Genomic DNA, 25,847 nt, shown 5'->3' on the forward strand with positions numbered 1-25,847 from the left:
AAGGGGTACCATCGTAAAAAAAGTACACACTGTGCTCACAAGTAAAATAGTAAAAACGCTCTTTTTTTTCGGTTATTAAAGGAAAAAATATTAATTTTAAAGCCTCTATCCAGTGATATTCTTATATTACAAAAGTTATTTGGTCAACTTTTGTAATCGTAATGTTATAACTTGTGTAAGTGTTTGATTAGAAAACCGTGATCTTATCAAACAACAGGAAAAGCCATGTTACTTTATTAAATAGGGTATGAAGTGACCCTATAAAGTTAGATAGGCTGTTCCATTAGGCAAAACTAAAAGGCATGGATCCGGTATTGTACCGGGCTCATGCCTTTTAATTTTGTCCTGATTCTTTTGTGATTTATTTTGTGTCCGCAATTGGTAAATTCATCACGAATACGGCGGTAACTATAACGGCCTTCATGTTCGTCATAAATCGATTGAATCAGCGTTTTTAGCTCTGTATCTGGATTAGATCGATTGAAGTGTTTCACCCAATAATAATACGTACTACGTGGAATGGCTGCGAGCAATAGAAATGCCTTCACCGGGAATTCAAGCCTTAATTCATAGACTACTTGCTTTGAAATAAAACGGTGCATTTTTTTGCGAACGGTATAACTTTATTATAAGTGGTACGACTTTATTTCAAATCCACATTAATAATATTAACAAGAATATAAGGGGGGCCTATATGTGGATCCAAAATAATGAATATTAAAATAGATGTTATACCTTTATGTTACGAAACCATTTGATTTCAATCAAAATAATAATTGTACATATGATTAATATAGATTGCACTATACCAACAGGTAGGTAATTAATCAGTTGCTCCCGAGGCTGGATAACAAATAGGGATGTCTAATCTGGAAAATCCTTTTTTTAAGAATCAAGCGGTTCAAACGCTTGATCTAACAAGTACATAGAAACTAAAAGTAAAAGATTCAATTGATTATCCAGTAGATGTTTAGCTGCTCCGACTTCGAAGTAAAAGCGTAATTAAGTATAGTTCTAAGATTATATTGTAAACAGAAGTTGGTAGTCCTAATACCCTTTGTTTTTTAACTATTATTAAGCTGTAGTATGTTAAGTTTTGAAAAAAATGTCGAAAATATGAGAATTTTGTATAAATTTGTTGTTTTGTTTTATTTTTAATGTTAAACTCATACCAACAAAGAAAGAGTAACCAAAAACCCTTTATCATCCTGATTTTTTAAATAGTCAGTTTTTGGAGTCTGGTTTACCCTATAATATTTAATTCACATGTTTTAGCTTGCATTCCATACTCTTTCTTTGTTGTACTCTATAGGAAAAAACAACTCGTTCTTATTCCGGTTGTTTTTTCCTGAAAAATTAATTTATTGTTTTATGCGCAATGAGATAATTATTGTAAGAGGTATTTTTTAAACTTCTGAAAAAAATGTCGAATTTGTCTGAAAAATGTATTTTTTTGTCTTGTTATACTATATATTTAGTGTTAAACTTATACTCACAAAGAGAGAGTAGTTGAGGATATCCTCCTTTAAATAAAAAAGACTGAAAATTCAGTTTTTTAGAATTTGTCGGATTGACATGTATGTTTACTACTCTTTCTTTGTTATATATATATTAAACATTATAGAGTGGGTATGGGAGGTGACTAAGATATATTAATTAGCAGAAGTAGAGCAGGCTACATGTTCATAAATTGTAATGGAACTTTGGTACTGAACCAGCTGAGGGTAAACTATTGTAAGGACGTTTATTCTCTTACCCAGATAACAGTGTCATCTCGTAGGTGTAAAATACTTATAAACACCTATAAATTCTCTATATGTTAGGTACATCATGGACAATGTGAAGTCTGGTTTCATGTAAGCAAAGAAACATGCATCTACAATTAATTATGAACTTAATCGTCACGTGAAACACTTAATTGTAGATCTAGTATATCGAGATTTCGCTATGGTATGTATAGGTCATGTAGATCTTGTGAAAATTGTAGAATCAGATGATTTAAAAGACGTACATGAATAAACAAAGGTGCTTGTGATGTGTAACTTTTCCGGTGTGAATCAAGAATTCGGTATGAGTTTAGTGCAAGTATTAAAGGTTGATATTTAGGTGTACGTAAGAGGAAGTATAAAATAAGAGGTTATTTCGAAATATGGTATTTAGTTGCATTGGAACAACAGTTTGATTTCTTTAATTACAAAATCAGTTACAAAAGTTACAAAAACTATTTTTATTATTTAAATAGTCTTAATATTACGGGTGGGAGCATGAAAAAAAAATGTCCTTAGGGGGAGGGAAGAGAATCTGGTAAATAAAATTGTGAATCATTAAAAAGGTGCTATCAAACTTGGACATACTGATATTATGAATCTAAAAATGATGGGAAGTAGTATGAATAAGTCAATAGTATTTGAATGAAAACAGTATTAACCAGAAATTTTATGCTTCTAATGAGATGGCATACATGATACAACGTAAGATTGCAAGATTCGATAGGAATGATGCAAGAATATGGCCTTCCCGATTACAATACTATCATATAATTTTAGATATGTAAATATTTAAATTATATGATTTTAGGTCAGAAAAAATGAGGATTTATGGAGAATAGAAGAATTGTTTATAGAAAATCAATTTTCAAGATTTTAAGTTTATAACAATCGAAAGACAAAAAATGCCATCAACCTATTGAGTCATTGTCATAGCATATTCATATTAGTAGCCATCTAAATATAATTGACAGGAGAATGACATGGTAAAAAGAGTGATTTCGATTTCTACGATTATAATGCTATTTATGTTGACCATAGGTCAGAGTTTCACATCTATAATAGCCAATGCACAAGAATTAAATACAACAGGATTTGTTGATACATTTAAGTTCGACAAAACGGATCTAACTTACGGAGAACGAACGGGAATAAAAGTTGATTTTAGTGATAAATCTGGAAATAAAATGAAGGCTGGAGACACACTAACATTAACACTACCACCCGAATTACAGGGCTATGCTAGAACGATTGATTTAAAAAATGATGCAGGTGTAAGCTTTGGTACTTGTCAAGTAACGTCAACGAATGTGGTATGTACATTTAGCGATGTTGTTGAGAAACTTCAAAATATTAGAGGACATTTTTATTTTGAAGTTCAAGCAACTAAGAATGTAGCAACGGGACAAACGCTCACAGTTGATACAAACTTAGGTACACAATTACAAACGCAAAGGATCACAATTAAGGGTCCAACTGAAGGTGGTGGAGGTACACTACCGTTTTCCTACAAGACAGGTAGAATGGATGCGGATGCTCCAACTAAAGTGAAGTGGGAAATACCTATAAATAATAACAAGCAACAATTTAGTTCTGATATAGTTTTGACTGATACTTTAGAGGCGGGACAAACGCTGGATCAAGATGGTTTTAGTATAGCTGTTGGAAATCAAAATTTAACACCTCAACAATTTAATGATGGGGGTTATGGGACGATTACCTTTAATGGTAATTCTTTCGAAGTTAGGTTTTATAAAGATCAGAGTAGCGGTAAGAACCTACTTTTAAGATATACATCTACTGTAGCTGAAAGTGGAATGAAGCAAAAAACTTTTTTCAATAACTATACGATTAATTACCAAATTTTAAATGAGCAACCGGTAACGTTTTCAGAGCAGGCCTGGGCTGATAATATAAACTCAGGTGGGGGTGCTGACGGAGATTTACCTCCTAAAGGAACGTTAAGAATCGTGAAGCATATTGAAGGAGATGAAACAAAACTCCTTCCAGATGTTACGTTTAAGTTGTATAAGGAATCGGGTGAACAAATTGGCGATACTTATACAACGGATGGACAAGGTATGGTTGAGGTCCCTAATCTAGACCCAGGAAATTACTATGTAACAGAGATTAAAGCTCCAGACTATGTGGATTTTGATCCTCAAACAAAAATCAACTTTACAATTGATGCAACTGCTCAAAAAGGTGTAAAGTTGATGATTCCTAATAAGGTGAAAACGACATCCGTTTCAGGAACGAAGACTTGGAATGATAACAATGCAACAGATCGTCCGAGCACGATTCAAGTAGACTTACTGAAAAATGGTGACGTAATCCAGACACAAGACGTGACAGCAGCAAACGGTTGGAATTATACATTTGCAAATATACCTGCGTATGATAATGACGGTAATGTCTATACGTATACAGTAAAAGAACATCCAGTAACGGGATATAAATCAGAAGTAAACGGTTATAACATTACGAATACAAAAGATGCAAAAACAACAGTAGCAGGAACGAAAACTTGGAATGACAACAATGCAACAGATCGACCAACAACAATCCAAGTAGACTTATTGCAAAATGGAAATGTAATCCAAACACAAGATGTAACAGCAGCAAACAATTGGAATTATACATTTGCAGACTTAGCACAATATGATGCAAATGGTGTTCTTTATACGTACACAGTAAAAGAGCATCCGGTAGCGGGATATAAATCGGAAGTAAACGGTTATAACATTACGAATACAAAAGATGCAAAAACAACAGTAGCAGGAACGAAAACTTGGAATGACAACAATGCAACAGATCGACCAACAACAATCCAAGTAGACTTATTGCAAAATGGAAATGTAATCCAAACACAAGATGTAACAGCAGCAAACAATTGGAATTATACATTTGCAGACTTAGCACAATATGATGCAAATGGTGTTCCTTATACGTACACAGTAAAAGAGCATCCGGTAGCGGGATATAAATCGGAAGTAAACGGTTATAACATTACGAATACAAAAGATGCAAAAACAACAGTAGCAGGAACGAAAACTTGGAATGACAACAATGCAACAGATCGACCAACAACAATCCAAGTAGACTTATTGCAAAATGGTAACGTAATTCAAACACAAGATGTAACAGCAGCAAACAATTGGAATTATACATTTGCAGACTTAGCACAATATGATGCAAATGGTGTTCCTTATACGTACACAGTAAAAGAGCATCCGGTAGCGGGATATAAATCGGAAGTAAACGGTTATAACATTACGAATACAAAAGATGCAAAAACAACAGTAGCAGGAACGAAAACTTGGAATGACAACAATGCAACAGATCGACCAACAACAATCCAAGTAGACTTATTGCAAAATGGTAACGTAATTCAAACACAAGATGTAACAGCAGCAAACAATTGGAATTATACATTTGCAGACTTAGCACAATATGATGCAAATGGTGTTCCTTATACGTACACAGTAAAAGAGCATCCGGTAGCGGGATATAAATCGGAAGTAAACGGTTATAACATTACGAATACAAAAGATGCAAAAACAACAGTAGCAGGAACGAAAACTTGGAATGACAACAATGCAACAGATCGACCAACAACAATCCAAGTAGACTTATTGCAAAATGGTAACGTAATTCAAACACAAGATGTAACAGCAGGAAACGGTTGGAATTATACATTTGCAGACCTAGCACAATATGATGCAAATGGTGTTCTTTATGCGTACACAGTAAAAGAGCATCCAGTAGCGGGATATAAATCGGAAGTAAATGGCTACAACATTACAAACACAAAAGTGGCAAAATTGACAGTAGAAGGAACGAAGACGTGGAAAGACGGAAACGCAACAGACCGTCCGGCAATGATCAAAGTAGACTTACTACAAAACGGTAACGTAATCAAAACACAAGACGTACTAGCAGTAATGGGTTGGAAATATATATTCGCAGATTTAGAAGCATACGATGCGAATGGAGTAGCTTATCAGTATGAAGTGAAAGAACAACCGATAGCGGGATATAAGTCTAGCGTAAGCGGTTATGACATTACGAATACAAAAGTAGGCGAAACGAAAGTAGAAGGAACGAAGGCGTGGAACGATAACAACGCAACAGATCGTCCAAGCACGGTTAAAGTAGATTTACTACAAAACGGTAAAGTAGTAGACACAAAAGAAGTAACAGTGGCAACAAACTGGAAGTATACATTTGACAAACTCCAAGCATACGATACAAATGGAGTAGCTTACATCTATACAGTGAAAGAACAGCCAGTAGATGGATATAAATCTGAAGTAAAAGGTTATGACATTACGAATACAAAAGTAGGCGAAACGAAAGTAGAAGGAACAAAGACTTGGAACGATAACAACGCAACAGATCGTCCAAGCACGGTTAAAGTAGATTTACTACAAAACGGTAAAGTAGTAGACACAAAAGAAGTAACAGTGGCAACAAACTGGAAGTATACATTTGACAAACTCCAAGCATACGATACAAACGGAGTAGCTTACATCTATACAGTGAAAGAACAACCAGTAGATGGATATAAATCAGAAGTTCACGGTTATGACATTACGAATACAAAAGTAGCGCAGACAACAGTAGAAGGAACGAAAACGTGGAAGGACGGAAACGCGACAAATCGTCCAAAAACAATAAAAGTAGACTTACTACAAAACGGCCAAGTGATCGCAACGCAAGAAGTAACAGAAGCGAGCGGTTGGAAATACGAGTTTAAAGATCAAGCGGCATATGATGCCGAAGGTAACGCGTATAAGTATGAAGTAAAAGAACAACCAGTGGATGGATATAAATCCGAAGTAAAAGGTTATGACATTACAAATACAAAAGTGGCACAGACAACAGTAGAAGGAACGAAAACGTGGAAGGACGGAAACGCGACAAATCGTCCAAAAACAATAAAAGTAGACTTACTACAAAACGGCCAAGTGATCGCAACGCAAGAAGTAACAGAAGCAACAGGCTGGAAATATACATTTAAAGATCAAGCGGCATATGATGCCGAAGGTAATGCATATAAGTATGAAGTAAAAGAACAACCGGTGGATGGATATAAATCCGAAGTAAAAGGTTATGACATTACGAATACAAAAGTAGGCGAAACAAAAGTAGAAGGAACAAAGACGTGGAAAGATGGCAATGCGACAGATCGTCCGAAAACAGTCAAAGTAGACGTATTACAAAACGGTCAGGTCATCAAAACACAAGAAGTAAGTGAAGCAACAGGGTGGAAATATACATTTAAAGATTTAGCAGCATATGATGCCGAAGGTAATACGTATAAGTATGAAGTAAAAGAACAACCAGTGGATGGATATAAATCCGAAGTTCACGGTTATGACATTACAAATACAAAAGTGGCACAGACAACAGTAGAAGGAACGAAAACGTGGAAGGACGGAAACGCGACAAATCGTCCAAAAACAATAAAAGTAGACTTACTACAAAACGGCCAAGTGATCGCAACGCAAGAAGTAACAGAAGCGAGCGGTTGGAAATACGAGTTTAAAGATCAAGCGGCATATGATGCCGAAGGTAACGCGTATAAGTATGAAGTAAAAGAACAACCAGTGGATGGATATAAATCCGAAGTTCACGGTTATGACATTACAAATACAAAAGTGGCACAGACAACAGTAGAAGGAACGAAAACGTGGAAGGACGGAAACGCGACAAATCGTCCAAAAACAATAAAAGTAGACTTACTACAAAACGGCCAAGTGATCGCAACGCAAGAAGTAACAGAAGCGAGCGGTTGGAAATACGAGTTTAAAGATCAAGCGGCATATGATGCCGAAGGTAATGCGTATAAGTATGAAGTAAAAGAACAACCGGTGGATGGATATAAATCCGAAGTTCACGGTTATGACATTACAAATACAAAAGTGGCACAGACAACAGTAGAAGGAACAAAAACGTGGAAGGACGGAAACGCAACAAATCGTCCAAAAACAATAAAAGTAGACTTACTACAAAACGGCCAAGTGATCGCAACGCAAGAAGTAACAGAAGCGAGCGGTTGGAAATACGAGTTTAAAGATCAAGCGGCATATGATGCCGAAGGTAACGCGTATAAGTATGAAGTAAAAGAACAACCAGTGGATGGATATAAATCCGAAGTAAAAGGTTATGACATTACGAATACAAAAGTAGGCGAAACAAAAGTAGAAGGAACAAAGACGTGGAAAGATGGCAATGCGACAGATCGTCCGAAAACAGTCAAAGTAGACGTATTACAAAACGGTCAGGTCATCAAAACACAAGAAGTAAGTGAAGCAACAGGGTGGAAATATACATTTAAAGATTTAGCAGCATATGATGCCGAAGGTAATACGTATAAGTATGAAGTAAAAGAACAACCAGTGGATGGATATAAATCCGAAGTTCACGGTTATGACATTACAAATACAAAAGTGGCACAGACAACAGTAGAAGGAACGAAAACGTGGAAGGACGGAAACGCGACAAATCGTCCAAAAACAATAAAAGTAGACTTACTACAAAACGGCCAAGTGATCGCAACGCAAGAAGTAACAGAAGCGAGCGGTTGGAAATACGAGTTTAAAGATCAAGCGGCATATGATGCCGAAGGTAACGCGTATAAGTATGAAGTAAAAGAACAACCAGTGGATGGATATAAATCCGAAGTTCACGGTTATGACATTACAAATACAAAAGTGGCACAGACAACAGTAGAAGGAACGAAAACGTGGAAGGACGGAAACGCGACAAATCGTCCAAAAACAATAAAAGTAGACTTACTACAAAACGGCCAAGTGATCGCAACGCAAGAAGTAACAGAAGCAACAGGCTGGAAATATACATTTAAAGATCAAGCGGCATATGATGCCGAAGGTAATGCGTATAAGTATGAAGTAAAAGAACAACCGGTGGATGGATATAAATCCGAAGTTCACGGTTATGACATTACAAATACAAAAGTGGCACAGACAACAGTAGAAGGAACAAAAACGTGGAAGGACGGAAACGCAACAAATCGTCCAAAAACAATAAAAGTAGACTTACTACAAAACGGCCAAGTGATCGCAACGCAAGAAGTAACAGAAGCGAGCGGTTGGAAATACGAGTTTAAAGATCAAGCGGCATATGATGCCGAAGGTAACGCGTATAAGTATGAAGTAAAAGAACAACCAGTGGATGGATATAAATCCGAAGTAAAAGGTTATGACATTACGAATACAAAAGTAGGCGAAACAAAAGTAGAAGGAACAAAGACGTGGAAAGATGGCAATGCGACAGATCGTCCGAAAACAGTCAAAGTAGACGTATTACAAAACGGTCAGGTCATCAAAACACAAGAAGTAAGTGAAGCAACAGGGTGGAAATATACATTTAAAGATTTAGCAGCATATGATGCCGAAGGTAATACGTATAAGTATGAAGTAAAAGAACAACCAGTGGATGGATATAAATCCGAAGTTCACGGTTATGACATTACAAATACAAAAGTGGCACAGACAACAGTAGAAGGAACGAAAACGTGGAAGGACGGAAACGCGACAAATCGTCCAAAAACAATAAAAGTAGACTTACTACAAAACGGCCAAGTGATCGCAACGCAAGAAGTAACAGAAGCGAGCGGTTGGAAATACGAGTTTAAAGATCAAGCGGCATATGATGCCGAAGGTAACGCGTATAAGTATGAAGTAAAAGAACAACCAGTGGATGGATATAAATCCGAAGTTCACGGTTATGACATTACAAATACAAAAGTGGCACAGACAACAGTAGAAGGAACGAAAACGTGGAAGGACGGAAACGCGACAAATCGTCCAAAAACAATAAAAGTAGACTTACTACAAAACGGCCAAGTGATCGCAACGCAAGAAGTAACAGAAGCAACAGGCTGGAAATATACATTTAAAGATCAAGCGGCATATGATGCCGAAGGTAATGCGTATAAGTATGAAGTAAAAGAACAACCGGTGGATGGATATAAATCCGAAGTTCACGGTTATGACATTACAAATACAAAAGTGGCACAGACAACAGTAGAAGGAACAAAAACGTGGAAGGACGGAAACGCAACAAATCGTCCAAAAACAATAAAAGTAGACTTACTACAAAACGGCCAAGTGATCGCAACGCAAGAAGTAACAGAAGCAACAGGGTGGAAATACGAGTTTAAAGATCAAGCGGCATATGATGCCGAAGGTAACGCGTATAAGTATGAAGTAAAAGAACAACCAGTGGATGGATATAAATCCGAAGTAAAAGGTTATGACATTACGAATACAAAAGTAGGCGAAACAAAAGTAGAAGGAACAAAGACGTGGAAAGATGGCAATGCGACAGATCGTCCGAAAACAGTCAAAGTAGACGTATTACAAAACGGTCAGGTCATCAAAACACAAGAAGTAAGTGAAGCAACAGGGTGGAAATATACATTTAAAGATTTAGCAGCATATGATGCCGAAGGTAATGCGTATAAGTATGAAGTGAAAGAACAACCGGTGGATGGATATAAATCCGAAGTAAAAGGTTATGACATCACGAATACAAAGGTTGGTCAAACAAAAGTAGAGGGAACGAAAACATGGAAAGACGATAATGCGACGGATCGTCCGAATATGATTAAAGTGGACTTACTACAAAATGGCCAAGTGATCGCAACGCAAGAAGTAAGCGAAGCAACAGGGTGGAAATATACATTTAAAGATTTAGCAGCATATGATGCCGAAGGTAATGCGTATAAGTATGAAGTAAAAGAACAACCAGTAGATGGATATAAATCTGAAATAAAAGGTTATAACATCACGAATACAAAAATCAAAGACGAAACAGTTGTAAATCCTAAAGAGAACACAACTCCAAAGGTAGATCCAGAAGTTCCACCTACTAAAGAAAATGATAAGATGTCAGCATGGCTTCCTAAAACAGGCGGAACATCAATGGAGATGATCTCAATAATTGGAGGTATGTTGCTGTTGATTTTAGGTGGAATCCTATTCGCTCGTCAACGAATGAGATAATAAAAAACTGTTTCTGATGTAAAGAATCTATCAAACTAGGACATACTGATATTATCAACTTATAAAGATTGAAGATGATGTATATCTAAGCCAAGTGAATTCAATTGGGGATTATTGCAAATCAGGTTCATCAGTATGATTCAGAATTAAATAATCTATATGAAAGTAAAAGAGTAATAGATCTATTTATAGCGTGCCGATGGTTCAGAAGGAAACACAATTGATTTTTATTTAGGTAAAACAAGAGGTTAAAAGGCCGCAGAGCAATTTTTAAAAAAGCTTTGCGGCCTTTTTATATTCCAAATCCTTGTGTTATTACTCTAGACAAGTACTCTACCAATCCTATGGCAGTGCAGAGTTGAAGAAAGTGGAAAAAATACTAACAGTAATTACAAAAAAATGGATAAAATACCCGGATGATAGTGTAGAAAAAGAACATCGCTGTATTAGGGGATTATCCAAAGTGTTTGTTTTTCTGAACAGTCAATTTGCGTTGAAGAGTTATAAATATATATAAAGGGGATGGGTTAAATAATGAGATACACACTTGGAGATCTTATAAATATAAATGAATTTAAGAACATAACTGAACAACTTTATAATTTAACTAAAGTTTCATACTGTCTCCTTGATCATAAACAAAATGTTCTATTTTCCAAAGGTGACCATTCTTTTTATAATCAAAAAATCAAATTGTCCCATGAAAATCATATTCCTATCATTATTGAACGGGAACATATAGGAACCTTTGTTATAGGGGAAAGTGCTAATAAAGAGGGTATTGTGGGTTCTCAGATAGACCATTTTAAATGTGTTGCAAATCAAATTGAAGAGATGGCAAATCAACAATTACACCTTAAAAAATTGTATGAAAAAAATTCAAAAATGAAAAACGTAACACAACATGATGATAATCATTTATATAGTATATTACAAAATATGCCAATTATGATTAATGCTATTGATGAAAAAGGAAATATTATTATGTGGAATCGCGAGTGTGAAGTAGTAACTGGATATAATGCAGATGAAATTATTAACAATCCTGCAGCAATGGAATTGCTACACCCTAATAAAGCTTATAGAGATGAGTTATGTAATGAGTTATTGATAAGTGGAAATGATTTTAGAGATTGGGAGGTCAACATAACTTGTAAAAATGGTGAGATAAAAACTATCATGTGGTCAAATATTTTACATAGTATTCCTATTTCAGGCTGGAATATAGGGGCAATTGGAGTTGATATAACCAACCGTAAGAGAATGGAAGAAAAACTTAAACAGACATCAGCTGAACTAGAATTAATTTTTAAAGCAATTCCTGATTTATACTTTTTGTCAGATCTTGATGGGACTATTAAGGATTATAAAGCTAATTCTATACATAAATTGTATGTTCCAATCGAAGAATTTATAGGGAAAAAATTCCAAGAGGTATTACCTGTTGAAATCACGAAACAATTTGAGGAAGCTATTAATCAAACACAAATTTTGGCCGCACCTGTTTTAATAGATTATTCTTTACAACTAGATGATGAAATTTATTATTTTGAAGCAAGACTTTTACCGCTTTTTAAGGATAAAATTATGATTATTGTACGTGATATTACAGAACGTAAAAAAACAACGGAATTATTAAAGAAATCAGACACTCTTAAAGCAGTGGGGCAATTGGCAGCTGGGGTTGCTCATGAAGTTCGTAACCCTTTAACAGTAATTAAAGGATTCATGCAATTAGTACAACAAGAAGTAGGGGAAGACAAAGACTACTTTAGACTAATATTTTCTGAAATAAGAAGTATTGAAACGATTCTTCAAGAATTTTTATCTATTGCAGAACCGAATGTGGCAGTATTTGAACCCCAAAACATTTGCACTATATTAGATAACGTAGTTGCTTTAATTAGTACGCAAGCAATTATGAAGAATATTCATATTTCATTAAACATGGATTTTGAAAATTTAATAGTTGAGTGCTGCGAAAGTCAATTAAAACAAGTTTTTTTAAATATTTTACAAAATTCTATTGAAGCTATACAGAATGGTCAAGACATCATTATTAACGTGAAAAAACATAATAGTACCGAGGTTATGATTTGTATTGCAGATAAAGGGGTAGGCATTCCTCCAGAGCGAATTAACAGACTTGGAGAACCTTTCTATAGTACAAAAGAAAAGGGCACGGGTATTGGGCTCATGATTAGTTATCGAATTATTGAAAGTCATGGCGGAAAAATAAGTATAAGAAGCCAAGTCGGGAAAGGAACTTCAGTTACATTATTTTTGCCAATTCATTATAGTAATACAGTTGTTGATTTTAGTGAAGAGAGAATGTAATTAAAAGACATATTGGATATTATTTGTTATTAATTAACAAATAATATCTGAAAATGAAAAAAACACTATTTTTTGTGTATTCGTAGGTGGTCAGAGCCAATTTGGTGAGACAATGAAACTTAGTTCAGGTGTGGGGAGTTTAACTAAAATCTGAAATTCATCTCCCAGTTTCACTGAACTTTGTACTTTACGCTTAGAAAAAAGAGGTTTCTTTCAAATTCTAGTTAAAAAGCAAGGTTGATAATTTACAATTTGAAGGAAGATGAAGGATGTTAGGAAAGGATAGAAAATTACTTTAGGAAAAGGAGGATTGTTCGAAAATGCCATTATATTAAGCTACATTAACATATCAAAAGCGAAGAGAAATTCTTTCGCTTTTGATATGTTATTATTTTTAAATTCCCGGTGATATGATGGTACCTAAGAAGAAAGAATATTAGTTTTCGAGAGTAGATATAGGAAGGTTTACATTGATTGTCGTTCCTTTACCTACCTCACTTTCAATAAGTATCTTACCTTGGTGTTTTTCAATAATTTTATAACAGATCATTAATCCTAAACCGATACCATTTTCTTTGAGACTATAAAACGGCTCTCCTAGATAGGGTATACGTTCTTTTGAAATACCACACCCATGATCGATAAATCGAATATCTACCTGGTGCTTGTCAGGCGAATATTCGATTTGAATTAAGATCTCTCCCCCTATTGGTGTCGCTTCAATCGCATTTTTTAAGATATTTATAAACACTTGTTTTAATTGATTTTCTTCACAAAGTATGAATGCAGTATCAGATGTAACCTCAGTTATAATTTGTATATTATGCATCATTGCTTGAGGCTCAAGTATCATTACAACTTGTTTTATTAATATATTAAGGTCATTTATTTTAATTTCTAACGCCTGAGGCTTCGCTAACGCCATAAATTCATTGGTGATACTACCTATTCGTTTAATCTCTGATAATACCACATCTATATAATGTTCATTGTTCTTATTTTCTGGTGACTTTAGTAAATGCATAAATCCTTGCATTGCCGTTAAAGGGTTGTTAATTTCATGTGCAATTGCAGTGGCTAATTGGCCTACTACAGCAAGTTTCTCCGATTTTCGTAATAATTCTTCTGTTTTTAACCGTTCAGTGATATCACGAGAGATACTTAGGAAAACGCTTTTGCCATTCAAGTTAAAAATACGTACACTAAACTCAGTTGTAATTGTTTGACCTGTCGGGAAAACAAATTCATCTTGCAAAGTGAAAAAAGTCTGTCCTTCTCTAATTTTTTTTAACAACCGTATGATCATTGGAGAGTCTTGTGGTACAGTATCGGGAAATGGTATCGAGAGAAGCTTTTCTCTACTATATCCAAATCTTTTACACCCAACAGGATTTACCTCAATAAATCGAGTTGGAACATGATCCTCATCCAGCTCTACTACATATACTGCGTCAGTTGCTTGTTCGATTAATGCACGGTATTTCATTTCACTGTCCCTTAATTGTTGATGTAATCGATGTAGTTCTCTTTCTGCTTGTTTTCTTTCAGAAACGTCTCTACAAATTCCTGATAAAGCAATTACATTGCCCCTTAAATCTAGAATGGGTGAAATTGTCAAGCTTACATCAATGAGCGTTTTGTCTTTTCGTTGTCTAACTGTTTCTACTCTATTAATAACAGGGTCTTTTGTATTAATATTTTTAATATTTTTGATAGTATCTAAGGTTTCATTCATTAAAAAATCAGGTACGCAAGGTAATTTTTTTCCCAAGCTTTCTTTTTCTGACCAACCAAATATCTTCTCATAAGCTTTATTCGCTTGTATCATATGTCCATCTAAATCAAATATAGTGATAGCATCTACGTTATGATTTACAAATGATTCCAGACGTTCTTTCGTCACCTTTAGTTCATCTTCCGCATTTTTTCTTTTCGTTATATCAACCGTAGAACCAACTACCTCAATAACTGTTCCTTCTCGTATAACAGGCCTAAGAGAGAAAAGGATAATAGTCTCATCAGTTGGCCATGGCAGTTCGAAATTGACTTCTTCACCATCCCATGCCTCTTGATAATATTTTAGTAGTCGAGGAAGTAAATGAAATGGAACAATGGAAGAATCTATGGTCAGTAAACTTTTTCCTACCACTTGTTCGGAGTGAAACCCATGGTGATAAAATAACTGCCCATCACATAAAGTGTGGATAAAATCCCCATTTTCTTTTTTAAATTTAAAAATACCTCCTTGCAATTCATGTACAGTATCCCTTAATACTTGCTTGGATTCTAGTAATGTTTCATTCGCTTTAGTTAAATTTTGTGTTAAACAATATAATTTTTGATAGGATTCCATAAGAAAAATACCAATCAATAGTCCAGAAGATATAAATAATGTACCTTGAATGTCAAAAAATGCAAGGGATATTAAAGGAAAAAAGAATCCGAATACCCAATGGATCATAGCTATATAAACTGCTAAATAGAGAAAGATTCTTTTAAAAGGATGAGGCTTCTTGAGATATGTTTCAAAAATAGTATATATAGTAGCTATTCCTAAATAAACAATCAAAGATGGTCCCCAATCACCACCAAGATAGAAAATTCTCATAATTATAATAAATGTTATTGTAATCCAACCAGCCGTACGACCAAAATAAATGTAAGAAATTATAAGAGGAGCCATTCGGAGATCATAAAATAATCCCATGTGCTTAAAATTAAAGACCATCAAAATAGCAGCAATGATACCGGCAAATACTCCTCCATATAGCTGGTTTAATTTTGAATTAATATTCAAAATCAACACTCGAATAAATATAGCTGAGCTAACTAGGAAAGCAAAAATAGATAGATTAATGAAGAATCCTTTGAAAAGCATATAATATTCCTCCTCCTATTGAATATATTCGACAAAAAATAAGAAAATCCTACAAATAAAACAATAAGTAGATTCATCATCTTGAACAATAAGAGTATTTGGAGGTTCTGATACAAGAAACCAATATGGCTTAGATATATGAATACTATAACCTAAAAAAAGAGATACAGTCTGTGCTTGAATTACTTACTATTTAACGTCTTTGCGGATTATTTGAAGTTTGTTTACCAAAACTAAAAATTTATATAAAAGCTGTACAGTATGTGCTTATTTTTAAATAATAATCAAATTATAGTTATTTTAAATAAGTATTTATTATAAAAACCGCACAGTAAGTACTTGTTTTTTAATGATAATTAAATTATAATCATTTTAAATAAATATTTATTATAAAAGGGGGAAGGGAAATGAATCCCAATAATCGCTTAACAACAAACCAAGGGGCTCCAGTAGGAGATAACCAAAATTCTCGTACAGCTGGTCGCCGTGGACCGGTATTATTAGAAGATTATCATTTAGTAGAAAAACTTGCTCATTTTGATCGTGAACGTATTCCGGAGCGTGTTGTACATGCACGGGGCGCAGGTGCTCATGGTGTTTTTGTAACGAAAAATAGCATGAAACAATATACGAAAGCAGCATTTTTACAAAATGAAGGAACTGAAACACCTGTATTCGTTCGTTTCTCAACGGTTATTCATGGTCAAGGTTCTCCAGAAACAGCTCGTGACCCACGTGGTTTCGCTGTTAAGTTTTATACAGAAGAAGGAAACTACGATATCGTAGGTAACCATTTGCCTGTTTTCTTCATTCGCGATGCAATCAAATTCCCGGACATGGTGCACTCATTAAAACCCGCACCTGATACAAATATCCAAACACCAGATCGTTACTGGGACTTTATGACGTTAACGCCAGAATCTACACATATGATGACATGGGTATTTTCTGATTACGGTACACCTGCAAATTATCGTGAAATGGAAGGCTTCGGTGTGCATTCATTTAAATGGATTAACGCAGAAGGTAAAATTGTTTATATTAAATACCACTGGAAACCGCAGCAAGGTGTACGTAATTTAAGTACAAAAGAAGTGGAACAAGTGCAGGGGAGAGATTTCAACCACGCAACTCGTGACTTATTCGATGCAATTGAAAAAGGAAACCATCCGAAATGGGATTTACACGTACAAGTGATGCAATTAGATGAAACGGATACGTTAGAATTCGATCCATTAGATCCGACGAAAGTATGGCCGGAAGACCGCTTCCCATTAATTGAAGTAGGAACAATGACGTTAAATCGTAACCCACAAAATTTCTTTGCGGAAGTAGAACAAGTGGCGTTTACTCCGAGTGCAACTGTACCTGGTATTGAACCATCTGAAGATAAATTATTACAAGGTCGTTTATTCTCTTATCCAGATACACAGCGTTATCGTCTTGGGGCAAACTATTTACAAATTCCTGTAAACTGCCCATACGCCGCTGTTCATAATCAGCAACGTGATGGTGCGATGCAAATGAATCAAAACCCATCAACAACGAACTACGAGCCAAGTCGTCATGTTGAAAACCCAGTTGAAGATCCGGCTTACCGCGATTCAACTATGAAGCTTGAAGGTTATGTATCTCGTGAAAAAATTGATAAACCAAACGACTTCCAGCAAGCTGGTGAGCGCTACCGTTCATTCTCTAAAGAAGAACAAGATAATTTAATCGCAAACTTAACAAATGATTTAAAAGATGTGAATGAGCAAACGAAATTACTTGCGATTTGCAACTTCTTCCGTGCGGATAGAGAGTATGGTATACGTTTAGCACAAGCATTAAATGTTGATATTTCTGCATATATAGGCGGAGCTGTAAAATAGGGGATGTCTCTCATATCGATTAACTTAAGAATAGAAACTGAATGACCTAACGTTTATTTTAAAATAAAAAAGGAGATTAGCCATTTAATCTCTTACAATAAAAATCGAACGTGTATACACAGTTTGGACATGAAATAACCGGTTCCTTGTATACGAAGGAACCCGTTATGTTTATTTATCAAGACAATGGTAACTAATCTTTAAAACTTGGATATAAAACACTACCAGTATTGCGGAAATTGATAAAGTATCCTCTTACGATACCTACCCCACATGTAGGTATTATGTCATTATTAAAAGACTGGTCTTACCCCGTCAAGTAGACAGCTGTAAAAAAGACAATGCAGCCATCGAGATTCGATATTCAATCGGAGCTCAATGGTTAAGTCTTTTTTATAGTATTAATATAGAATATTAGGTTTGATAGATTCATTGTACTGGAACTCGAAAAATATTACATATAGTGCTATAAAAATACTAAATACAATAAAAATATTACCATAAATTTATTGGTGGAGGGCTTAATATTTATGTATCTCAGCATAAAGGAGGAAAATTCGGATTGTAAATATTTTTGATAGTACTTTGTTTGATGTTGTAATCTAGAGCGTTGGACTTCCTTGCATCCCATTTCTATTTTTGTGAGCACCTTTTAATCAGACCTTATTCTAATTTAAATAAAGAAGCAGTAGCAGACAAAGAAGTGGCGCCTCTCACATTTAAGAAACCTGTTAGTCCAAATGGTGAAATTCAACTGTGCGAAGAACTAACTTATACGTTAGAAATTGCAAATAATGATAGCATCGACAGGGAAAACGGCGAAAGATTAACTTCCGAAATATGTAATTTATGTTCCGGGTACTACTGCATTGGACAGGAAAAAAGTAGTAGATGATATTGATTGGAAGAGACCGGTTGAAACAGGAATGCTAGTAAAGTCGCCTAGAACAAATTTTGGTGTTGTGTTTGTGCATGAAGAAAGTAAAGCGGTTATTACATTCAAAGTTAAAGTAAATGAGGGTGTACAACCTGGAACTAAAATTATAAATACAGCTACAGTATCAGCTCGCGAAGTACCAGAAAAACCTTCGAATCCTATAGGGAATGTAGTTATGGGGAAAAATTGATGGAACAAAAACGTGGAAGGACCGAAACGCAACAGAACATACAAAAACAATTAAAGTAGACCTACTACAAAACGGTCAAGTAATTGACACGAGAGAAGTAAGTGAAGCAACAGGTTAGAAATATGAGTTTACAGATTTAGCGGCATATGATGCTGCACATGCATATTAGGAGCCACCTAAATATAATTAATAGGAGAATGACATGATAAAAAGAGTAGTTTCGATTTTTTTAAGTTTAATGCTTTTTATGTTGACGTTAGGTCAGAGTTTGGTGCCTATAGTAGCAAATGCACAAGAATTAAATACAACAAATCTTGTTAATAGCTTTACAATCGACAAAACGAAACTAGGTGTCGGTGAACAGACGAGAATAAGAGTTAATTTTAGTGAAAAACCAGGATTTGAAATAAAAAATGGAGACACATTAACATTAACGTTGCCTCCGGAATTAAAAGGATTCACGGGAGAGATTCCCTTGAACGATGAGCAAGGACAAAATTTTGGTACTTGTCAAATAACTACAAATAATGTGGTATGTACATTTAGTGATACAGCTGAGAAACTTCTAAATGTTAGAGGGAATTTTTATTTTCAAGTTGAAGCGACTCGGGATGTAGCACAGGGAGAACAGAAAACAATCTATACGAATCTAGGTACAAATTTAGAGGCTCAAGCAGTCACGATTATTGGTGAAACTGGTGGTGGTGGCCCTAGCCCTGGAGTATTTCATAGTAAAGGGGGTAACATTAAACCGGAAAATGGCAATATAGTAAATTGGTATTTGAATATAAATGGAGCGAAACAAAATGTAGATAATGATATTGTTTTGACAGATACTTTGCAACCTGGACAAACGCTTAATCAAGATAGTTTCCGTATTGGAGGATTTGCGGCTCCAATGACACCTCAAGAATTTCAAGCCCAAGGTTATGGAACGGTTACTTTTATGGGTGATAACGCGTTTAAAGTTGTGATTAATAAGGATAAGGCAAGTGGTCTTACTTTTGCGTTCACCTATACATCTACTATAACTGCAAGTGGAAAGAGTCAACCATATTTTGATAATCAATATACGGTTGATTACAAGATTACGAATGAAAATCCTGTATCAACATCGGGTAGCGCTAGAGTTAACAATATAGAACAGGGCGGTGATGCGCAAGGCGATTTACCTCCTAAAGGAACGTTAAGAATCGTGAAGCACATTGCCGGAGATGAAACAAAATTCATACCGAATGTTTCATTTAACTTATATACAGAGTCAGGTCAGAAAATTGGCGGTACGTATACAACGGATGGACAAGGTATGGTTGAGGTCCCTAATCTAGACCCAGGTAATTATTATGTGCAGGAGATTACAGGTCCAAACTATTTGGATTTCGATCCTCAAGTAAAAGTGTCTTTTACAATTGACGCAAATGATGAAAAAGGCATAAAGCTTAAGATTCCGAATAAAGTGAAAACGATATCCGTTTCAGGAACGAAGACTTGGAATGATAACAATGCAACAGATCGTCCGAGCACGATTCAAGTAGACTTACTGCAAAATGGTAACGCAATCCAAACACAAGACGTAACAGCAGCAAACGGTTGGAATTATACATTTGCAAATGTACCTGCGTATGATAATGACGGTAATGCCTATACGTATACAGTAAAAGAAAAAGCAGTAGATGGATATAAATCAGAAGTTCACGGTTATGACATTACAAATACAAAAGTAGCGCAGACAACAGTAGAAGGAACAAAAATGTGGAAGGACGGAAACGCAACAAATCGTCCAGAAATGATTCAAGTAGACTTACTACAAAATGATAAAGTAATCGCAACACGAGAAGTAACAAAAGCAAGCGATTGGAAATATGCATTTAAAGATTTAGCGGCATATGATGCCGAAGGTAATGCGTATAAGTATGAAGTAAAAGAACAACCGGTGGATGGATATAAATCAGAAGTAAAAGGTTATGACATTACGAATACAAAAGTAGCGCAGACAACAGTAGAAGGAACAAAAATGTGGAAGGACGGAAACGCAACAAATCGTCCAGAAATGATTAAAGTAGACTTACTACAAAATGATAAAGTAATCGCAACACGAGAAGTAACAAAAGCAAGCGATTGGAAATATGCATTTAAAGATTTAGCGGCATATGATGCCGAAGGTAATGCGTATAAGTATAAAGTAAAAGAACAACCGGTGGATGGATATAAATCAGAAGTAAAAGGTTATGACATTACAAATACAAAAGTAGCGCAAACAGAAGTAGAAGGAACAAAGACGTGGAAAGATGGCAATGCGAAAGAACGTCCAAAAACAATAAAAGTAGACCTACTACAAAACGATCAAGTGATTGATACGAAAGAAGTAAGTGAAGCAACAGGTTGGAAATATACATTTAAGGATTTAGCGGCATATGATGCCGAAGGTAATGCGTATAAGTATGAAGTAAAAGAACAACCGGTGGATGGATATAAATCAGAAGTAAAAGGTTATGACATTACAAATACAAAAGTAGCGCAAACAGAAGTAGAAGGAACAAAGACGTGGAAAGATGGCAATGCGAAAGAACGTCCAAAAACAATAAAAGTAGACCTACTACAAAACGGTCAAGTGATCGCAACGCAAGAAGTAACAGAAGCAAGCGATTGGAAATATGCATTTAAAGATTTAGCGGCATATGATGCCGAAGGTAATGCGTATAAGTATGAAGTAAAAGAACAACCGGTGGATGGATATAAATCAGAAGTAAAAGGTTATGACATTACGAATACAAAAGTAGCGCAGACAACAGTAGAAGGAACAAAAATGTGGAAGGACGGAAACGCAACAAATCGTCCAGAAATGATTAAAGTAGACTTACTACAAAATGATAAAGTAATCGCAACACGAGAAGTAACAAAAGCAAGCGATTGGAAATATGCATTTAAAGATTTAGCGGCATATGATGCCGAAGGTAATGCGTATAAGTATGAAGTAAAAGAACAACCGGTGGATGGATATAAATCAGAAGTAAAAGGTTATGACATTACAAATACAAAAGTAGCGCAAACAGAAGTAGAAGGAACAAAGACGTGGAAAGATGGCAATGCGAAAGAACGTCCAAAAACAATAAAAGTAGACCTACTACAAAACGGTCAAGTGATCGCAACGCAAGAAGTAACAGAAGCAAGCGATTGGAAATATGCATTTAAAGATTTAGCGGCATATGATGCCGAAGGTAATGCGTATAAGTATGAAGTAAAAGAACAACCGGTGGATGGATATAAATCAGAAGTTCACGGTTATGACATTACGAATACAAAAGTAGCGCAGACAACAGTAGAAGGAACAAAAATGTGGAAGGACGGAAACGCAACAAATCGTCCAGAAATGATTAAAGTAGACTTACTACAAAATGATAAAGTAATCGCAACACGAGAAGTAACAAAAGCAAGCGATTGGAAATATGCATTTAAAGATTTAGCGGCATATGATGCCGAAGGTAATGCGTATAAGTATGAAGTAAAAGAACAACCGGTGGATGGATATAAATCAGAAGTTCACGGTTATGACATTACGAATACAAAAGTAGCGCAGACAACAGTAGAAGGAACAAAAATGTGGAAGGACGGAAACGCAACAAATCGTCCAGAAATGATTAAAGTAGACTTACTACAAAATGATAAAGTAATCGCAACACGAGAAGTAACAAAAGCAAGCGATTGGAAATATGCATTTAAAGATTTAGCGGCATATGATGCCGAAGGTAATGCGTATAAGTATAAAGTAAAAGAACAACCGGTGGATGGATATAAATCAGAAGTAAAAGGTTATGACATTACAAATACAAAAGTAGCGCAAACAGAAGTAGAAGGAACAAAGACGTGGAAAGATGGCAATGCGAAAGAACGTCCAAAAACAATAAAAGTAGACCTACTACAAAACGATCAAGTGATTGATACGAAAGAAGTAAGTGAAGCAACAGGTTGGAAATATACATTTAAGGATTTAGCGGCATATGATGCCGAAGGTAATGCGTATAAGTATGAAGTAAAAGAACAACCGGTGGATGGATATAAATCAGAAGTAAAAGGTTATGACATTACAAATACAAAAGTAGCGCAAACAGAAGTAGAAGGAACAAAGACGTGGAAAGATGGCAATGCGAAAGAACGTCCAAAAACAATAAAAGTAGACCTACTACAAAACGGTCAAGTGATCGCAACGCAAGAAGTAACAGAAGCAAGCGATTGGAAATATGCATTTAAAGATTTAGCGGCATATGATGCCGAAGGTAATGCGTATAAGTATGAAGTAAAAGAACAACCGGTGGATGGATATAAATCAGAAGTAAAAGGTTATGACATTACAAATACAAAAGTAGCGCAAACAGAAGTAGAAGGAACAAAGGCGTGGAAAGATGGCAATGCGAAAGAACGTCCAAAAACAATAAAAGTAGACCTACTACAAAACGATCAAGTGATTGACACGAAAGAAGTAAGTGAAGCAACAGGTTGGAAATATACATTTAAGGATTTAGCGGCATATGATGCCGAAGGTAATGCGTATAAGTATGAAGTAAAAGAACAACCGGTGGATGGATATAAAGCAGAAGTAAAAGGTTATGACATTACAAATACAAAAGTAGCGCAAACAGAAGTAGAAGGAACAAAGACGTGGAAAGATGGCAATGCGAAAGAACGTCCAAAAACAATAAAAGTAGACCTACTACAAAACGGTCAAGTGATCGCAACGCAAGAAGTAACAGAAGCAAGCGATTGGAAATATGCATTTAAAGATTTAGCGGCATATGATGCCGAAGGTAATGCGTATAAGTATGAAGTAAAAGAACAACCGGTGGATGGATATAAAGCAGAAGTTCACGGTTATGACATTACGAATACAAAAGTAGCGCAGACAACAGTAGAAGGAACAAAAATGTGGAAGGACGGAAACGCAACAAATCGTCCAGAAATGATTAAAGTAGACTTACTACAAAATGATAAAGTAATCGCAACACGAGAAGTAACAAAAGCAAGCGATTGGAAATATGCATTTAAAGATTTAGCGGCATATGATGCCGAAGGTAATGCGTATAAGTATGAAGTAAAAGAACAACCGGTGGATGGATATAAATCAGAAGTTCACGGTTATGACATTACGAATACAAAAGTAGCGCAGACAACAGTAGAAGGAACAAAAATGTGGAAGGACGGAAACGCAACAAATCGTCCAGAAATGATTAAAGTAGACTTACTACAAAATGATAAAGTAATCGCAACACGAGAAGTAACAAAAGCAAGCGATTGGAGATATGCATTTAAAGATTTAGCGGCATATGATGCCGAAGGTAATGCGTATAAGTATGAAGTAAAAGAACAACCGGTGGATGGATATAAATCAGAAGTTCACGGTTATGACATTACGAATACAAAAGTAGCGCAGACAACAGTAGAAGGAACAAAAATGTGGAAGGACGGAAACGCAACAAATCGTCCAGAAATGATTAAAGTAGACTTACTACAAAATGATAAAGTAATCGCAACACGAGAAGTAACAAAAGCAAGCGATTGGAAATATGCATTTAAAGATTTAGCGGCATATGATGCCGAAGGTAATGCGTATAAGTATGAAGTAAAAGAACAACCGGTGGATGGATATAAATCAGAAGTTCACGGTTATGACATTACGAATACAAAAGTAGCGCAGACAACAGTAGAAGGAACGAAGACATGGAAAGACGATAACACAACAAATCGTCCAGAAATGATTAAAGTAGAGTTACTACAAAATGGCCAAGTAATCGCAACGCAAGAAGTAACAAAAGCAAGCGATTGGATATATGAATTTAAAGATTTAGCGGCATATGATGCCGAAGGTAAGGCATATAAGTACGAAGTGAAAGAACAACCGGTAGACGGATATAAATCTGAAGTAAAAGGTTATGACATCACGAATACAAAAATCAAGGATGTAGACCCTGTAGATCCTAAAGACCCAGTAGACCCTAAGGACCCTGTGGACCCTAAGGACCCTGTGGACCCTAAGGACCCTGTGGACCCTAAGGACCCTGTAAACCCTAAGGATGATACAAAAGTACTATCTACTAAAGATAATCAGGAGAAATCATCCTGGCTTCCTAATACAGGTGGAAAATCATTGGATATGATTTCAATTATTGGAGGTATGATTTTGTTCGTTTTAGGTGGAATTCTATTCTACCGTAGAAAAGTTCAATAATTAGCTTTTTTTATAGTAACGTAACCCGAGTAGTAGAAAAGATAAAAAATCACTACTCGGGTTATTTTTTATTTTTTTTCGACAGAAGACTCCTTCCTCGAAAATATGAAGGTGTGAAACATCAATTTTAGGTGGGAGATGAATATCGGAAAAAGATAAAAAGTATATTACTTGGTTATAAAGACTGAGATAATATTAAGTTAATTTAAGAAAAATTGTCGAATTTATGCGAATTTTGTTGTTTAATTTTATTTCTAGTGATAAAATCTTAATTATAGAGAGAGTGGACATAAACCCCTTTCGATTATATTTTCTGAAAATTTAGAATCATTATTATTTTTGTGTTTGTACACTTTCCATTTCTACTCTTTCGTTTTTCTATCCTACGGAAGAAAAACGAATTGTCACTATTCAAGTCGTTTTTTTCATGAAAGTTTTATTTATCATTTTAGATGTAACACGATGAACCATAACGATAATAACTAGTGGTAAAAAACTATTGAAGAATTTTTTCCTTAATTAAGGATTACCACATTATTAAATGAAATTGGATTTAATAAGTTTCAAAATATATAAATATATTTTGAATTTTGTTACGATTCTATCCGAG

General features: G+C 35.3%; 7 protein-coding genes and 1 pseudogene. 6 read left to right on the forward strand and 2 right to left on the reverse strand.

Annotated features, from left to right (window positions below):
• Positions 1-293 precede the first annotated feature (293 nt).
• Positions 294-581 (reverse strand): annotated as a pseudogene (locus ACE38F_RS26810) (IS3 family transposase); the annotation flags it as partial.
• A 2,168-nt stretch (positions 582-2,749) separates the two neighbouring features.
• Between ACE38F_RS26810 and ACE38F_RS26815 the strand changes: the two are divergent.
• Both ACE38F_RS26815 and ACE38F_RS26820 read left to right on the forward strand, forming a co-directional pair.
• Positions 2,750-10,801, forward strand: a complete 8,052-nt coding sequence (locus ACE38F_RS26815; RefSeq protein ID WP_462782502.1) for a Cna B-type domain-containing protein — start codon at positions 2,750-2,752, stop codon at positions 10,799-10,801.
• Between the two features lie 534 nt (positions 10,802-11,335).
• On the forward strand, positions 11,336-13,138 hold the full coding sequence (locus tag ACE38F_RS26820) for an ATP-binding protein (protein ID WP_375371394.1): 1,803 nt from the start codon (positions 11,336-11,338) through the stop codon (positions 13,136-13,138).
• 436 nt (positions 13,139-13,574) lie between these two features.
• Here ACE38F_RS26820 and ACE38F_RS26825 read toward each other — a convergent pair whose 3' ends face one another.
• Positions 13,575-16,016, reverse strand: coding sequence for a PAS domain S-box protein (locus ACE38F_RS26825; protein WP_375371395.1), 2,442 nt, complete (start codon positions 16,014-16,016; stop codon positions 13,575-13,577).
• A gap of 407 nt (positions 16,017-16,423) precedes the next feature.
• On the opposite strand from ACE38F_RS26825, the gene ACE38F_RS26830 reads away from it, so the two are divergent.
• The 4 genes from ACE38F_RS26830 to ACE38F_RS26845 all read left to right on the forward strand — a co-directional run bounded on the left by ACE38F_RS26830 (position 16,424) and on the right by ACE38F_RS26845 (position 25,237).
• Positions 16,424-17,890 carry a catalase gene (locus ACE38F_RS26830; protein WP_375371396.1) on the forward strand — a complete coding sequence of 489 codons (1,467 nt, stop codon included), beginning with the start codon at positions 16,424-16,426 and terminating at the stop codon, positions 17,888-17,890.
• 869 nt (positions 17,891-18,759) lie between these two features.
• Positions 18,760-19,017 carry a hypothetical protein gene (locus ACE38F_RS26835; RefSeq protein WP_375371397.1) on the forward strand — a complete coding sequence of 86 codons (258 nt, stop codon included), beginning with the start codon at positions 18,760-18,762 and terminating at the stop codon, positions 19,015-19,017.
• 49 nt (positions 19,018-19,066) lie between these two features.
• Complete coding sequence (locus tag ACE38F_RS26840; protein WP_375371399.1) at positions 19,067-19,135, forward strand: hypothetical protein; 69 nt, start codon at positions 19,067-19,069, stop codon at positions 19,133-19,135.
• An 84-nt stretch (positions 19,136-19,219) separates the two neighbouring features.
• Entirely contained in the window at positions 19,220-25,237 is a 6,018-nt protein-coding gene (locus ACE38F_RS26845) for a Cna B-type domain-containing protein (RefSeq protein WP_462782503.1), read from the forward strand.
• Positions 25,238-25,847 lie beyond the last annotated feature (610 nt).

This window comes from Bacillus altaicus (assembly GCF_042136375.2).
Lineage (GTDB): Bacteria > Bacillota > Bacilli > Bacillales > Bacillaceae_G > Bacillus_A > Bacillus_A cereus_U.

Excerpts from the sequence above, each read along its gene's own strand:
- ACE38F_RS26815 (WP_462782502.1), top strand. The coding sequence starts at position 2,750 with ATGGTAAAAAGAGTGATTTCGATTTCTACGATTATAATGCTATTTATG.
- ACE38F_RS26820 (WP_375371394.1), top strand. The coding sequence starts at position 11,336 with ATGAGATACACACTTGGAGATCTTATAAATATAAATGAATTTAAGAAC.
- ACE38F_RS26825 (WP_375371395.1), bottom strand. The coding sequence starts at position 16,016 with ATGCTTTTCAAAGGATTCTTCATTAATCTATCTATTTTTGCTTTCCTA.
- ACE38F_RS26830 (WP_375371396.1), top strand. The coding sequence starts at position 16,424 with ATGAATCCCAATAATCGCTTAACAACAAACCAAGGGGCTCCAGTAGGA.
- ACE38F_RS26845 (WP_462782503.1), top strand. The coding sequence starts at position 19,220 with ATGATAAAAAGAGTAGTTTCGATTTTTTTAAGTTTAATGCTTTTTATG.